This window comes from Pseudohaliea sp. (genome assembly GCF_040217025.1).
GTDB lineage: Bacteria > Pseudomonadota > Gammaproteobacteria > Pseudomonadales > Halieaceae > Pseudohaliea.
In genome coordinates, this window is record NZ_JAVJOA010000008.1 from 447,996 (window position 1) to 463,250 (window position 15,255).

Here is a 15,255-nt window from a genome sequence, read left to right on the forward strand (position 1 = left end):
ACCGTGACGGAAGCTGGTCCCGAGGCACGCGCCGCCGAGCTGCGCGACAGGCTGGAGCGCTGGAACTACGAGTACCACGTGCTCGACCAGCCGACCGTTCCCGACGCCGAATACGACCGCGCCCTGCGCGAGCTGCAGGCCCTCGAGGCGGCCCACCCGTTCCTGGCGCGCCCCGACTCACCCACCCGCCGTGTCGGTGGGGCGCCCCTCGATGCCTTCGAAAGCGTCCGCCACGAGCAGCCGATGCTGTCCCTGGACAACGCCTTCAGCGACGAGGAATTCGAGCAGTTCCACCGACGCGTGCTGGACCGTCTCGGGGATCCGGACGCCGCGCTCGAGTTTGCCTGTGAACCGAAACTCGACGGCGTGGCCGTGAGCCTGCTCTACCGCGACGGCGCCCTCGAGCGTGCCGCCACCCGCGGTGACGGCACCACCGGCGAGGACATCACCGAGAACGTGGCCACCATACGCTCCGTGCCCCTGCGCCTGCGCGGCGAGGGCTACCCGGCGACGCTCGAGGTGCGCGGCGAGGTCTACCTGCTGCACGAGGGCTTCGCGCAGCTGAACCGGGAGGCGGCCGAGCGTGGCGAGAAGGGCTTCGTGAATCCGCGCAACGCGGCGGCGGGCAGCCTGCGCCAGCTCGACTCCCGCGTTACCGCCCGCCGGCCGCTGCAGCTCTGCTGCTACGGGGTGGGACAGGTGAGCGGTGGTCCGCTGCCGGCTACGCACTGGGCGATCATGGAGTGCCTGCACGGCTGGGGCCTGCGCATCAACCGCGAGTCGGCGCTGGTGACCGGCATCGACGGCTGCTTCGGCTACTATCGCCGCCTCGAGGCGCGGCGCGCCGAGCTTCCCTACGACATCGATGGCATCGTCTACAAGATCAACGATCTCGCCCTGCGCGAGCGTCTCGGTTTCGTCTCCCGGGCCCCGCGCTGGGCCATCGCCCGCAAGTTTCCCGCCCAGGAGGAGCTCACGCTGCTGCACGCGGTCGAATTCCAGGTCGGCCGCACAGGAGCCATCACGCCGGTGGCGCGGCTCGAACCGGTCTTTGTCGGCGGGGTCACCGTCAGCAACGCCACCCTGCACAACCTCGATGAGATCGAACGCCTCGGAGTCATGGTCGGTGACACGGTGATCGTCCGCCGCGCCGGCGACGTGATTCCCCAGGTGGTCTCGGTGGTGGCGGACCGGCGCCCGAAGGACGCGGCGCCGGTGGTGCCGCCCACTGCCTGCCCGGTTTGCGGTTCCGCGGTGGAGCGGGAGGAGGGCGGCGCCGTGTTGCGCTGCCTCGGTGGCCTCGTCTGCGCCGCCCAGCGCATGGCGGCCCTGCGCCACTTCGCGTCGCGCCGGGCCATGGATATCGACGGGCTCGGCGACAAGCTCGTGGAGCAGCTCGTGGAGCAGGGCCTCGTGGAGACCGTCGCCGATCTCTACGCCCTTCGCCGGGAGGATCTGCTGGGGCTCGAGCGCATGGGCGAGAAGAGCGCGGACAACCTGCTCGCTGCGCTGGAGACGAGCAAGGTGACGACGCTGCCGCGCTTTCTCTTCGCGCTCGGCATCCGCGAGGTGGGTGAGGCCACGGCGCGGTCCCTGGCCAGCCATTTCGGGAGCTACGAGGCGCTGGCGGCGGCCTCCGAGGAAAGCCTGCTCGCCGTCGACGACGTCGGGCCGGTGGTCGCCGATCACCTGCGCCAGTTCTTCGACGACCCGGCGACCCAGGCCGTGGTCGAGGCCCTGCGCAAGGCCGGGGTGCACTGGCCCGAGGCGGAGGCGGCCGTTGCCGACGCACCGCTGGCCGGGCAGACCTGGGTCGTCACCGGCAAGCTCGAGAGCATGACCCGGGACGAGGCGAGCGCGGCGCTGCAGGCGCTCGGGGCCCGCGTGGCCGGCAGTGTTTCCGCTAAGACCCATACGCTGGTCGCCGGCCCGGGGGCGGGCGGCAAGCTGGCGAAGGCGGAAACGCTGGCCGTGCCGGTGATCGACGAGGCGGCGTTCCTCGCCTTTCTCGAAGAGCACGGGGGGCGGCCGTGAGGACCGTCCTGCTGACAGCGCTCTGCCTGCTGTTCGCCGGCTGCGCCACCACGCCGCCGCGGGACCTCGACAACCTGTGCGAGATCTTCCGCGACAAGGACGGCTGGTACGACGATGCCCGCGACGCGAGCAAGCGCTGGGACAGCCCGGTGCCGGTGCTGATGGCGATCATGCACCAGGAGTCGCGCTTCGTCGCCAAAGCCAAGCCGCCGCGGAAGAAGATCTTCGGCTTCATCCCCGGGCCGCGGCCCTCCGATTCCTATGGCTACAGCCAGGCGCTGAAGTCCACCTGGCGAGCCTACGAGCGCAGCGCCGGCAACTACGGCGCCGACCGCGACGATTTCGGCGATGCCATCGATTTCATCGGCTGGTACAACCACCAGTCGAATCGTCGCAACGGGATCCGCCCGAACGACGCCTACCGGCTCTACCTCGCCTATCACGAGGGCCACGGCGGCTTCGCCCGGGGCAGCTTCCGCAACAAGGACTGGCTGCTCTCGGTGGCGCGCAAGGTCGAACGCCGGTCCTCGCTGTACACCGGGCAGCTCGCGGCGTGCCAGGAGGAGCTGGAAGACGACGGCTGGTTCTTCGGCTGGTTTTGACGGGGTCGCCCAGACCGGTGTCGCGTTCGACGGGGTCGCCTCAGACAGGGTCGCTCAGACCGGGGTCGCGCTCGACGGGCGTCGCCTGCGACCGGTGTCGCGTTCGACAGCGGAGCCCCCCGACTGTGACGGCTCTGTTGCAAAAAGGGCCCGATCTGTCATGTTATTGTCACAGTGCGGCGGCAGACTTCGCGGACAAATCCCCATGCAGGCTACCGTGCCATGAGTGAACGCACCGTCCTGGTGGTCGACGACGAGTTCGCAATCCGCGACATGCTGCGCATGGCGCTGGAAATCGTCGATTACCGCTGTCTGGAGGCCGATAACATCCAGGACGCCCATGCCACCATCGTCGACCAGCGGCCGGACATCGTCCTGCTCGACTGGATGCTTCCCGGGGGCAGCGGCATCGAGCTTCTCCGTCGCCTCAAGCGCGACGAGGCGACCCGGGAGATACCGGTGATCATGCTGACCGCGAAGACCGCGGAGGACAACGTCATCCAGGGCCTCGACGTCGGTGCCGACGACTACATCACCAAGCCCTTCGCGCCGCGGGAACTCATCGCCCGCATCAAGGCGCTGCTGCGCCGCGCCGGCGGGGCGGAAGCGAACGACCGCATGCAGGTCTCCGAGCTGGTGCTCGACAGCAAGAGCCGGCGGGTTTTCCTCGCCGACGAGCCGCTCGACATGGGTCCGACGGAATTCAACCTGCTGCAGTTCTTCATGGCCCACCCGGAACGTGCCTACACGCGCAACCAGCTCCTAGACCAGGTCTGGGGCGCCAACGTGTATGTCGAGGAGCGCACCGTCGACGTCCACATCCGCCGCCTGCGCAAGGCTCTCTCGGCCGGTGCCAGCGACTACAGCGGGCTGATCCAGACGGTGCGCGGCACGGGCTACCGCTTCTCCGCGCGGGGAGCTCCTACCGGGTGAACCTGGCGGGTAGCTGGCGTGGGGAATTGCGCAAGCTGCTGCTGGTGCTGGCCGCTTCGGCGCTGGCCGGCTGGCTGTTCGGCTATCCCCTTGCCATGCTCACGCTGGGCCTTGCGACGATCAGCGGCGTCTGGCTCTACCAGATCTGGCGCATGCGCCGCTGGCTCGAGAACCCGGAGCAGACGCCGCCGGAGAGTTTCGGCATCTGGGGCGTGGTCTACGACACCATCTACCGCCTGCAGCGGGAGAACCGCGAGGCGCGCAGCCGGCTGCAGTCCACCGTGGACTACCTGCAGAGCTCCTTCGCGTCCATGCGCGACGGCGTGGTCATCCTCACCCAGGCCGGGGCCATCGAGTGGTGCAACGAGGCCGCCCGCAGGCTGCTGGGCCTCGAGTATCCCCGGGATCGGGGGCAGCCGATCCTCAACCTCGTCCGCCTGCCCGAATTCCACGAGTACTTCATTGGCGGCGACTTCTCCCAGCCGCTGCAGGTAGGCCTCAAGGGCGGCGCACAGCGCTTCCTGCAGATGGAGATTACCACCTTTGCCGACGGCGACTTCCTGCTCTTCGTGCGCGACGTCACCCGCATGCTCCAGCTGGAACAGCAGCGCCGGGATTTCGTCGGCAACGTCTCGCACGAGCTGCGCACGCCGCTCACGGTCTTCAAGGGCTACCTCGAGACGCTCATGGCCGCCGGGGATCGCCTCGACCCCCGGTTCCACAAGCCGCTGGAGCAGATGGAGCTGCAGGCCCGGCGCATGGAAAACCTCCTCGACGACCTGCTCTGGCTCTCGCGCATCGAGAGCGTGCGCAGCGAGAAGAAGACCGAGCGCGTCGACATCGCGAGCCTGGTCGAGGAACTGCGCGACGAACTCGCGCACTCGCACCCGGACCGCGTCGTGGCGCTGCGCCTGGATACGCGCGACGGAGTCGCGGGCGACTACCGCGAGCTGCACAGCGCCATCTCGAACCTCGTGCTCAACGCCATCAAGTACAGCCCGGAGGACCGGCCGGTGCTCGTGCACTGGCGGCGGCAGGGCGACGAGCTGCTGCTATCGGTGGTGGATCAGGGGCCGGGCATCGAGGAGCAGCACCTGCCGCGGCTGACGGAGCGCTTTTACCGCGTCGACGAGAGCCGCTCGAGCGCCACGGGCGGTACCGGTCTTGGCCTCGCCATCGTCAAGCACGTGGCCGCCTCGCACCGCGCGGAGCTGCGCATCGACAGCGAGCCGGGAGAGGGCAGTACCTTTACCCTGGCGTTCAGCGCCTGAACATGCGGGCGCGCAGAGCCTGGCGCCTAACCTGCCTGCTGCTGGCCCTGGTCGCCGTGCCGGCGCTGGGTGACCGCACCCTGCCGCCCTACGAGCCCGCCTCGGGCCTGGTCGGGAGCCTGGGAAGCGCCGGTTCCGATACGCTCGCCAATCTCATGTCGCTGTGGGCGCGGGCCTTCGGTGCCTATCACCCTGCGGTCACCGTGGAGGTGCAGGCAGCGGGCTCGGCGACGGCACCGCCGGCGCTGGCCGAGGGCACGGCGGAACTCGGACCCATGAGCCGCGCCATGAGCGGCCGTGAGGTGGATGCCTTCCGCGAGCGCTTCGGCTATCCGCCTACCGCCGTGCCGGTTGCCGTGGACGCGGTGGCGGTCTTCGTGCACCAGGACAACCCGCTCAGGGCGCTCTCCCTCGCGGAACTCGATGCGGTCTTCTCCATCACCCGGCGCTGCGGCACCCCCCGGCGCTTCACCCACTGGGGAGACCTCGGTCTCGGCGGCAGCTGGCGCCGGCGCCCCGTCGTGGCCTACGGGCGCAACACCGCCTCGGGCACCCACAGCTACTTCCGCAGCGAGGTGCTTTGCGAGGGGGATTTCCATCCCCTGGTCAACGAGCTGCCCGGCTCTGCTTCCGTGGTGCAGGCCGTCGGGGCCTCCCCCGGCGCTATCGGCTACTCCAGCCTCGGTTACCAGTCCGCCGGCGTGCGTCCCCTCGCGATCAGCGACGGCGCCGGGCCTGCCGTCGCGCCGACGGCGGAAAACGCCGGCAGCGGCCGCTACCCGCTCGCCCGCTACCTCTACACCTACGTGAATCGACCGCCCGGTCGTCCCCTGGCAGTGCTGGAACGGGAGTTCTTCCGCTTCATCTATTCCCGGGAGGGCCAGCGCCTGGTGCTCCAGGACGGCTACGTACCGCTGCCGGCCGCGCTGATCGCCGAGCAGCGCGAGGCCCTGGGCCTGTGAGCCGCCTGGCCGGCATCCGCGTCGATCGGCGTCGCCGCTGGGTCGACCGCGCGACCAGTGCTCTCGTCGGCGCCGCCGGCGTGGGGGTGCTGGGCACGATCCTGCTGATGCTGCTCTACCTGTTCTGGGAGGTCACGCCCCTGCTGCAGCCGGCTGCCATCAGTTACAGCCACAGCGAAGCCGCCGGGGACGGGGCGCTGCTGCCGGGGGGGCGGGGCCCGGACCCGGCGTCCCCGGCGCTCCTGGCCGGGCTCGAGACGGCCGGGCTGCTGGCCAGACCGGCCGGCCCCAGTGTACGGCTCGCCGGCGGGCGTGCGGTGCTGGTTGCCACCGGCGATGGCGAGCTGCTCGAGTTCGGCCGCACCAGTGCCGCGCCCGACAGGCCCTGGGCGCTCTTCCGACGCCTCGACAGCGGCGGACTGCCGGTGCGCTGGCTGGTCGCGGAGCCGCAGCGGGCGGTGGTCTTCGCGCTGGCGGCTGACGGCCGGCTGCAGGCCTGGCATACCGCGGCGGAGCGACGCCTGTTCGCGACCCGGCTGCCGCGGGCCGCCGGTGCCGAGGCCGTGGCGGTCGCCGCTGACGGAACGGCGTTCGCGGTCCGCGTCGGCGAAACGGTACACCACTACCGCGTGCGCAACCCGCACCCGGAAGTCTCTTTCACTTCCCTCTGGGCCTCGGCCTGGCACCCGGACTACCCGGCGCCGGCGCGGGTCTGGCAGTCCTCGCCGGCGGGCGCGGGCGACGAGCCAAAGCTGAACCTCGCCCCCCTGGCGCTCGGTACTTTCAAGGCGGCCCTCTACAGCATGTTGTTTGCGGCGCCGCTCGGGGTTCTCGCCGCCGTCTACACCGCCTACTTCATGGCGCGGCCGCTGCGACGCGTGGTCAAGCCGGGGATCGAGCTCATGGAAGCCGTGCCCACGGTCGTGCTCGGCTTCATCGCCGGACTCTGGCTGGCGCCGCGCGTCGAGCATGCGCTCGCGGGCGTGCTCGCGGCGCCCCTCGTGCTGGTCGCAGGCGTGGTCGCGGTGGGCGCGCTGTGGTCGTCGCTGCCGGGACGCTGGCGTCGCCGCGTGCCCCTCGGCTACCGGCCGCTGCTCATGCTGCCGGTGGTGGCGCTGCTGGCCTGGGCCAGTGTTGCCGCGAGCCCGCTGATCGAGACCGCCTGCTTCGGCGGCGATGTCAGCGGCTGGCTCGAGCGGGAGTTCGGTATCGCCTACCAGCAGCGCAACGCGCTTGTGGTCGGCATGGCCATGGGCTTTGCCGTCCTGCCCACGGTGTTCTCCATCACCGAGGACGCCATTTTCTCCGTGCCGCGGGGTCTCTCGGACGGCAGTCTGGCCCTGGGGGCGACACGCTGGCAGACGCTCACCGGGGTGGTCCTGCCCACGGCGAGCCCGGGTATCTTTTCGGCGCTGATGATCGGCCTCGGCCGGGCCATCGGCGAGACCATGATCGTGCTCATGGCAACCGGCAACACGCCGATCCTCGACGTCGATCCCTTCACCGGGTTGCGCAGCCTGAGCGCGAACATCGCGATGGAGGCGCCCGAGTCGATCGTCGGCAGCACGCACTTCCGCGTGTTGTTCCTGGCGGCACTGCTGCTGTTCGCGTTCACCTTCGTCATCAATACGCTGGCGGAGCTGGTGCGGCAGCGGCTGCGCTACCGCTATGCGGCGGGCTGAGCCGTGACCACCCGCCGCCGCTCCGTCCGTGAACGCTTCGGCGCCGGCCTGCGCCGCCAGGGTGGCGATGCGCTGGAGTGGCTGGCCGCCGCCGCTGCGGCCCTGGCGCTGGTTGCCGTGCTCGCCCTGGTGGCCTTGCTCACCGTGAGGGGTCTGGGTCACTTCTGGCCGGGATCGCTGAAGGCGCTGGAGGTGCGTGAGGGTGGCGGGGCGACCGAGTCGCTCCTCGGTCACGTGCTCGCCCGGCGGAATGTTCCGGCGCTGCAGCTGCGGGAGGCCGGTCTCGCCCCGGGGCCGGGACCCGAACAGCGCGAGCGGCTGCTGCTGCGCCTGGGCAATCGTGACCTCGGCGCGCCGGAGTTCCGCTGGCTGCTGGCCTCGGACATCGTCGAGGAGCGCACGCCGCCGGCGGCGACGGTCCTCGAGCGCAGCGAGTGGGGGCCGCTCTTCGCTTACCCGCTGGCGCTGCGCGACGACGGTACGACCCTCGTAGCGGGGGACGGCCCGGCGCTGCGGACGGCGCTGGCGGAAGCGCTTGCGGCCACCGTGCAGGCGCGGGAAGCGCTGCGGGCGCTCGAGCAGGGACCGCTCGCGGCCGCCAGCGCGGCCCTGGCCCGGCTGCGTTCCAGCGCGGATCCGCGAGTTACGGCGGCGCGGGAAAGGCTGGCGGCCGTCGAGACCGAGCGGCGCTCCTTGCGCCGCGCGGTCGAGCGCTACACCCTTCAGGTTGCGCTCGCCGACGGCCAGCGCGTCGAGCAGCCGCTGGCAACGGTACTGCGCGCCTACCAGCCGAATGCGCTGTCGCTGCCGGCCCGCCTCGGGCTCTATTTCAGCCAGCTCTGGGATTTCGTGAGTGGCGCCCCGCGGGAGGGCAATACGGACGGGGGGGTATTCCCGGCGATTTTCGGCACCGTGGCCCTGGTCCTGCTCACGGCGGTCCTCGTGACACCCCTGGGGGTGCTCGCCGCCGTCTACCTCCACGAGTACGCCCGGCAGGGACCGCTGACGCGCCTGGTGCGTATTGCCGTGAATAACCTCGCCGGCGTGCCGTCCCTGGTGTTCGGGGTGTTCGGCCTCGGCTTTTTCGTCTACGTGCTGGGGGGCGAGATCGACGCGCTGTTCTTCGCCGACCGGCTGCCGAGTCCGACCTTCGGCAGCCCCGGGCTGCTCTGGGCGTCGCTGACGCTCGCCCTGCTGACCCTGCCGGTGGTCATCGTGGCCACGGAGGAGGGGCTCGCACGCATTCCGCGCTCGGTGCGCGAGGGCAGCCTCGCCCTCGGCGCTACCCGGGCGGAAACGCTCTGGCGCGTGGTCCTGCCCATGGCGACGCCGGCCATGATGACCGGCCTCGTCCTCGCCGTGGCCAGGGCGGCGGGCGAGGTCGCGCCGCTGATGCTGGTCGGGGTCGTGAAGCTCGCGCCGAAGCTGCCGGTAAGTGACGAGTTTCCCTACCTGCATCTCGAACAGAAATTCATGAACCTCGGCTTCCATATCTATGATATCGGCTTCCACAGCCCGGACCCGGATGCCACCCGCTCGCTCGTCTACGCTACCGCGTTCCTGCTGGTGGCCCTGATCCTCGTGCTCAACCTCGCGGCGGTGATCTTGCGCAACCGGCTGCGGGAGCGATACAAGTCCCTGGACACCTGATAGGCTCCCGGCCATGACAGAACACTCGATCAACGTCCAGGCCCTGCGCCGGGCACCAGCACCCCGCGTGTCCGCAGAGGGTGCGGCGCTGGTTGCGGACAGCCTGTCCCTGCACTACGACGGCAGCGCGGCGCCGGCCCTGGACCGCATCGACCTCGCCATTCCCCGGCAGCGGGTGACCGCCTTCATCGGGCCGAGCGGTTGCGGCAAGTCCAGCCTGCTGCGCTGCTTCAACCGCATGAATGATCTCATCGAGGGCTGCCGCATCAGCGGCAGGATCCGCCTCGACGGCGAGGATATCCACGACCCGGCAGTGGACGTGGCCAGCCTGCGCCGGCGGGTGGGCATGGTCTTCCAGGCGCCGAACCCGTTCCCGAAAACCGTGTTCGAGAACGTGGCCTACGGGCTTCGCATCCAGGGCATCAACCGCAAGCGGGTCCTCGATGAGACCGTGGAAAAGGCGCTCCGCGCGGCGGCGCTCTGGGACGAGGTAAAGGACCGGCTCGACGACAGCGCCCTTGCCCTCTCCGGCGGCCAGCAGCAGCGCCTGGTGATCGCCCGCACCATCGCGGTAGAGCCGGAGGTGCTGCTCCTCGACGAGCCGGCTTCATCCCTCGACCCGATCTCCACCCTGCGGATCGAGGAGCTCATCTACGAGCTGAAGACCCGCTACACCATCGTCATCGTGACCCACAACATGCAGCAGGCGGCCCGCGTATCCGACATGACCGCCTTCATGTACATGGGGCGATTGGTGGAGTTCGGGGAAACCGATACACTCTTCACGAACCCCGAGCAGCGCCAGACGGAAGACTACATTACCGGCCGCTACGGTTGACCGGCCAGCGGGAGACCCCCTTGCAGAGCGATAGCCACAGGCAACACATTTCCGGCCAGTTCAACGCCGAACTCGAAGCCGTCCGCAACCACCTGCTGGAGATGGGCGGGCGGGTCGAGGCGGCCGTGGCCCGTGCGGTGGAGACACTGCTGACGCGCGACAGCGGTGAGGCCGAGGCGGTGATCGCCGCGGACCAGGAGGTGAACGCCATGGAGGTGCGCATCGACGAGGAATGTTCGCGCATCCTCGCGCGGCGCCAGCCGGCAGCCAGCGACCTGCGCCTGGTGATCGCGGTGGCCAAGGTGACCACGGACCTGGAGCGGGTCGGCGACGAGGCGACCAAGATCGCACGCCAGGCGATCACGCTCTCCGAGCAGGCCCCGGCGCGCAGCGGCTCGCCGGAGGTCCGGCGCATCGGCAAGCACGTCGGCGCCATGCTGCGCAGTGCCCTCGACGCCTTCGCCCGCCAGGACGTGGCCATGGCCGTCAACGTCGTCGTCGACGACGAGGGCGTGGATTCCGAGTACCACTCGGCCATGCGCAGCCTGGTGACCTTCATGATGGAGGACCCGCGCAACATCGGCCCGATCCTCAACGAGCTCTGGGCGCTGCGGGCGCTGGAGCGCATCGGCGATCACGCCGCCAACATCGCCGAGCAAGTGATCTACCTCGCCCGCGGCCTGGACGTCAGGCACATGGAGCCGGCCGAGCTGCGTGCGTACATGCAGGAGGAGCCGGGACAGCCGTCGCCGGGGGACGCCGCGCCGTGAGCCGGTTCTGGAGCGAGGCCGTGCGCGGTCTCAGCCCCTACGTGCCCGGTGAGCAGCCGCGGCACCCGCGGCTGCTCAAGCTGAACACCAACGAGAGCCCCTACGGCCCGTCGCCGCGCGCCCTCGAGGCCATCGCAGCCATCGACGGCGACAGCCTCCGCCGCTACCCGGACCCGGACGCCGTGGCCCTGCGGTACTGCATCGCCGGGCATTTCGGCCTCGCCGCAGAGCAGGTCTTCGTGGGCAACGGGTCCGACGAGGTCCTGGCCCACGCCTTCCTCGGGCTCCTCAAGCAGCCGCGGCCCCTCGCGTTCCCCGAGATCAGCTACAGCTTCTACCCGGTCTGGTGCGGCCTCTACGGCATCGAGGCGGTGCGCGTACCGCTGGACGCGGCACTCGCCGTCGAGGTCGACGCGTTCCCGGCGGACTGCGGCGGAATCATCCTGCCCAACCCGAACGCGCCCACCGGGCGGCTGCTCGGGCTCCCGGAGATCGAGCGGCTCGTGGCTCGCCATGGCGACTGCGTGGTGGTCGTCGACGAGGCCTATATCGACTTCGGCGGCCGCAGCGCGGCGGCCCTGGTCGGGCGCTATCCGAACCTCCTCGTGGTGCAGACCCTGTCGAAGTCCCGTGCCCTCGCGGGGCTGCGCGTCGGCTTTGCCCTCGGTGACCCGGCGCTTATCGAGGGCCTGGTCCGGGTCAAGGATTCCTTCAACTCCTACCCGCTGGACGTCATCGCCCAGCGCGCGGCGATCGCCGCCTTCGAGGACCGGGCGTGGTTCGAGGACAGCTGCCGGCGCGTGGTGGCAACCCGGGAGCGGGTGACGGGCGCCCTGGAGGCCCTGGGTTTCTCGGTGCTCCCCTCGGCGGCCAACTTCGTCTTCGCGCGTCCGCCGGCAGGTGGGGCGGCCCCGCTGTTTGCGGCGCTGCGCGAGGAGGGCATCATCGTGCGCTACTTCGACCGGCCGCGGATCAGCGAGTACCTGCGAATCAGCATCGGTACCGACGAGGAGATGGATCGCCTGCTTGCGGCCGTCGAGGCCTGGTGCGCGGCCGCCGGGGCGGCGGCCGGGTGAACGCCTAGCGGCGGCGCAGGACTATGCTGCCGATGCTGTAGCCCGCGCCGAAGGAGCACAGCACGCCGGTGTCGCCGGCGGTGAAGTCGTCCCGGTGCTTGTGGAAGGCAATCACGGAGCCCGCGGAGCTCGTGTTCGCATACTCGTCGAGGATCGTCGGCGCCTCGATGGGAGATGGGTCACGGCCGAGGACACGCCGGGCGATCAGCTGGTTCATGCTCAGGTTGGCCTGGTGCAGCCACAGCCGCTTCAGGGCCGAGGCGGGCAGCGCCAGAGCCTCCAGCTGTTCCGAGATCTGCGTCGCCACGGCAGGGCAGACCTCCTTGAACACCTTGCGGCCTTCCTGCACGAACAGCTTGTCCGGCTGCCCGATGCCGTCCGGGGCGGCCCGGTTCAGGAAGCCGAAGTTGTTGCGGATGTTGTTCGAATAGAGCGTCTGCAGACGGCTGTCTACCACCTCGTACTGCTCGGCAGGCGTGGCGAGGTCTGCCCGCTGCAGCACCACGGCAGTGCACACGTCGCCGAAGATGAAGTGGGAGTCGCGGTCGCGGAAGTTCAGGTGCCCGGTGCAGATTTCCGGGTTGACCATGAGGACCGCCCGGGCGCTGCCCATGGCCACGGCGTCCCGCGCCTGCTGGATACCGAAGGTCGCCGAGGAGCAGGCGACGTTCATGTCGAAGCCCCAGCCGCGGATGCCCAGTGCGTCCTGCACCTCGACGGCGATGGCCGGGTAGGGACGCTGCATGTTCGAGGCCGCGACGAGCACGGCGTCGATGTCGCCCGGGCCGATGCCGGCGGCAGCCATCGCTTCCCGGGCCGCGGCGACGGCCATCTCGCACATCACCGAAGGCTGGTCGTCGGAACGCTCCGGGATGTCCGGGACCATGCGCCCGGGGTCGAGAATGCCCGACTTGTTCACGACGTAGCGAGAGCGGATGCCCGACGCCTTGACGATGAACTCAACCGAACTGTGGGCCTGGGCGGGCAGCTCGCCGCGGCCGATGGCCTCGGCGTGCTCGCGGTTGTAGCTGTCGGCCCACGCATTGAAGGAGGCGACCAGCTCTTCGTTGCTGATGGCCTCTGGCGGGGTATAGAGCCCCGTGCCGCTGATGACTACCCTGTGCATGGACGCGCGCCTTTCAGCGCTGGTCCAGGGGCAGGTAGTCCCGTTGCGCGTAACCGGTGTAGAGCTGGCGCGGGCGGCCGATGCGGTAGCTGCCGGAGATCATCTCGTTCCAGTGGGCGATCCAGCCGACGGTACGGCCCACGGCAAAGATCACCGTGAACATGCTGGTGGGGATACCCAGGGCCTTGAGGATGATGCCGGAGTAGAAGTCGACGTTGGGGTAGAGCTTCTTCTCGATGAAGTACTCGTCGGAGAGGGCGATCTCCTCCAGACGCTTGGCGATCGCCAGGAGCGGGTCATTTTCCATGCCGAGCTCGGCCAGGACCTCGTCGGCGGCCTGTTTCATGACCTTTGCCCGCGGGTCGAAGTTCTTGTACACCCGGTGGCCGAAGCCCATGAGGCGGAAGGGGTCGTTCTTGTCCTTGGCCCGGGCGACAAACTCGTCGATCCGCGAGACATCGCCGATTTCCTCGAGCATGTTCAGCACGGCCTCGTTGGCGCCGCCGTGCGACGGGCCCCAGAGCGCCGCGATGCCGGAGGCGATGCAGGCAAAGGGGTTGGCGCCGGAGGAACCCGCCAGGCGCACCGTCGACGTGGAGGCATTCTGCTCGTGGTCGGCGTGCAGCAGGAAGATACGGTCCATGGCCTTGGCCAGCACCGGAGAGATCCGGCTCGGTTCACAGGGCGTGCCGAACATCATGTGCAGGAAGTTCTCGGCGTAGCCCATGCTGTTGTCGGGATACATGAAGGGCTGGCCGATCGAGAACTTGTAGCTCATGGCGGCGAGTGTCGGCATCTTCGCGATCAACCGGAAAGCGGCCACCTGGCGATGATGCTCGTCGGAGATGTCCAGGGAATCGTGGTAGAAGGCAGAGAGGGCACCGACCACGCCGCACATGATCGCCATCGGGTGGGCGTCACGGCGGAAGCCGTTGTAGAAGGTGCGGATCTGCTCGTGGACCATGGTGTGGTTGTGCACGGTGCGCACGAACTGATCTTTCTGCGTCTTGTCCGGCAGTTCGCCGTAGAGAAGGAGGTAGCAGGTTTCGAGGTAGTCGGAGTGTTCCGCGAGCTGGTCGATGGGATAGCCGCGGTGCAGGAGAATACCCTTGGCGCCGTCGATGTAGGTGATCTGGGACTCGCAGGCGGCGGTGGAAACGAACCCCGGGTCGTAGGTGAACATCCCGTTGGCGGTGAGGGCGCCCACGTCGACCACGCGCGGACCGATGGTCCCCTCGTGCACCGGCAGCTCGATCGCTCCGTCAATGCCGTCTACCGTCAGGGTTGCTTTCAAGTCGCTCATAGAGGGTCCCGATGCGCTGGTCAGTGGGGGCCCAACTATAGAGAGTAAGCCGATTTTGTCAACGCAGGGCGGGGGGTTGCGGCGCCCCGTGGGAAGGCGCGAAAGCCCTGCTTTCAGGGCTTCGGGGCGATTACCGGAGCTCGGTCGAAGGCCGGGCTGCCGCCGGCGCCAATTGTTTTTCCCGGGCCCACCCAATATACTTCGCCCGCATTTTTCAAGCCCCGGCGGTCCGCCCGCCGGGCGCCCACCCAGCCCGGAAAAGAACGGAAAAGCACTGTGAAGGATACCCGTCCCGTCAATCTAGACATCGGCACCATGCGCCTGCCCATTACGGCCTGGGCCTCCATCAGCCACCGCATTTCCGGCGTGGTTCTCTTCGTCGCCAGCATCGGCATGCTCTGGGCGCTCGACACGAGCCTGTCGAGCGCCGAAGGCTTTGCGCGTCTCGGCGAGCTGCTTGGCAGCCTGCCGGCGAAGGCGGCGCTCTGGATTGTGGGCACGGCGCTCATCTACCACAGCCTGGCCGGTATCAAGCACCTGATCATGGACTTTGGTATCGGCGAGAGCATGGAGGGCGGCATTCTCGGCTCGCGCCTGGTCATCGCCACCGCCGTCGTGCTTTCCATTCTCCTGGGGGTGTCGCTATGGTAACCGCGGTCACGAGTCTCGGCCGGTCGGGCCTTTCCGACTGGTTACTGCAGCGGGTGAGTGCCGTGGTGCTTCTCGCCTGGTTCCTCGTCATCGGCTGGGTCGTCGCCACGGGTGTCGACTATGCCGGCTGGCAGGCGCTTTTCGCCACCGCCTGGATGCGGATCTTCACGCTCCTCGCGGTGCTTTCCCTCGCCGCCCATGCCTGGATCGGCATGTGGTCCGTCCTGACGGACTACCTCACGGAGCGGCTCATGGGCTCCAAGGGCAACGTGCTCCGCATCGGCCTCCAGCTGTGCATCAGCCTGTTGCTGTTCATCTACGTGATCTGGGGCATCCAGATCCTCTGGGGTAATTAGG

General features: G+C 69.2%; 14 protein-coding genes. 12 read left to right on the plus strand and 2 right to left on the minus strand.

Going from position 1 to position 15,255, the window contains the following annotated elements:
• The first annotated feature begins 3 nt into the window (after window positions 1-3).
• The 10 genes from ligA (at window position 4) to hisC (ending at window position 11,818) form a co-directional block, all read left to right on the plus strand.
• A complete protein-coding gene (gene ligA / locus RKE50_RS06235) occupies window positions 4-2,034 on the plus strand; it encodes an NAD-dependent DNA ligase LigA (protein WP_350035209.1) in 2,031 nt (676 codons plus the stop codon).
• Window positions 2,031-2,636, plus strand: a complete 606-nt coding sequence (locus tag RKE50_RS06240; protein WP_350035210.1) for a transglycosylase SLT domain-containing protein — start codon at window positions 2,031-2,033, stop codon at window positions 2,634-2,636. The genes ligA and RKE50_RS06240 overlap by 4 nt, the downstream gene beginning before the upstream one ends.
• 222 nt (window positions 2,637-2,858) lie before the next feature.
• Window positions 2,859-3,569, plus strand: coding sequence for a phosphate regulon transcriptional regulator PhoB (phoB, locus tag RKE50_RS06245; protein ID WP_350035211.1), 711 nt, complete (start codon window positions 2,859-2,861; stop codon window positions 3,567-3,569).
• Window positions 3,566-4,840 (plus strand): phosphate regulon sensor histidine kinase PhoR, encoded by a 1,275-nt coding sequence (gene phoR / locus RKE50_RS06250; protein ID WP_350035213.1) that lies wholly within the window; start codon window positions 3,566-3,568, stop codon window positions 4,838-4,840. The genes phoB and phoR overlap by 4 nt, the downstream gene beginning before the upstream one ends.
• Before the next feature lie 2 nt (window positions 4,841-4,842).
• Window positions 4,843-5,802 (plus strand): PstS family phosphate ABC transporter substrate-binding protein, encoded by a 960-nt coding sequence (locus tag RKE50_RS06255; RefSeq protein ID WP_350035215.1) that lies wholly within the window; start codon window positions 4,843-4,845, stop codon window positions 5,800-5,802.
• Window positions 5,799-7,484, plus strand: coding sequence for an ABC transporter permease subunit (locus RKE50_RS06260; RefSeq protein ID WP_350035217.1), 1,686 nt, complete (start codon window positions 5,799-5,801; stop codon window positions 7,482-7,484). The genes RKE50_RS06255 and RKE50_RS06260 overlap by 4 nt, the downstream gene beginning before the upstream one ends.
• 3 nt (window positions 7,485-7,487) lie before the next feature.
• Window positions 7,488-9,134, plus strand: coding sequence for a phosphate ABC transporter permease PstA (gene pstA, locus RKE50_RS06265; RefSeq protein WP_350035219.1), 1,647 nt, complete (start codon window positions 7,488-7,490; stop codon window positions 9,132-9,134).
• Between the two features lie 13 nt (window positions 9,135-9,147).
• A complete protein-coding gene (pstB, locus tag RKE50_RS06270) occupies window positions 9,148-9,972 on the plus strand; it encodes a phosphate ABC transporter ATP-binding protein PstB (RefSeq protein ID WP_350035220.1) in 825 nt (274 codons plus the stop codon).
• Window positions 9,973-9,992: 20 nt separating this feature from the next.
• Complete coding sequence (gene phoU, locus RKE50_RS06275) at window positions 9,993-10,742, plus strand: phosphate signaling complex protein PhoU (protein WP_350035221.1); 750 nt, start codon at window positions 9,993-9,995, stop codon at window positions 10,740-10,742.
• A complete protein-coding gene (gene hisC / locus RKE50_RS06280; protein WP_350035222.1) occupies window positions 10,739-11,818 on the plus strand; it encodes a histidinol-phosphate transaminase in 1,080 nt (359 codons plus the stop codon). Before phoU ends, hisC begins: the two co-directional genes overlap by 4 nt.
• Window positions 11,819-11,822: 4 nt before the next feature.
• Here the strand turns inward: hisC and RKE50_RS06285 are convergent, their stop codons facing one another.
• On the minus strand, window positions 11,823-12,944 hold the full coding sequence (locus tag RKE50_RS06285) for a beta-ketoacyl-ACP synthase III (RefSeq protein ID WP_350035223.1): 1,122 nt from the start codon (window positions 12,942-12,944) through the stop codon (window positions 11,823-11,825).
• A 13-nt stretch (window positions 12,945-12,957) separates the two neighbouring features.
• Window positions 12,958-14,247 carry a citrate synthase gene (gltA, locus tag RKE50_RS06290; RefSeq protein ID WP_350035224.1) on the minus strand — a complete coding sequence of 430 codons (1,290 nt, stop codon included), beginning with the start codon at window positions 14,245-14,247 and terminating at the stop codon, window positions 12,958-12,960.
• Window positions 14,248-14,523: 276 nt separating this feature from the next.
• Here gltA and sdhC point away from each other — a divergent pair, with 276 nt between their 5' ends.
• A complete protein-coding gene (gene sdhC, locus RKE50_RS06295; protein WP_350035225.1) occupies window positions 14,524-14,898 on the plus strand; it encodes a succinate dehydrogenase, cytochrome b556 subunit in 375 nt (124 codons plus the stop codon).
• Window positions 14,892-15,254: a succinate dehydrogenase, hydrophobic membrane anchor protein gene (gene sdhD / locus RKE50_RS06300; RefSeq protein WP_350035227.1), complete on the plus strand. Its 363-nt coding sequence runs from the start codon at window positions 14,892-14,894 to the stop codon at window positions 15,252-15,254. Before sdhC ends, sdhD begins: the two co-directional genes overlap by 7 nt.
• Window position 15,255 lies beyond the last annotated feature (1 nt).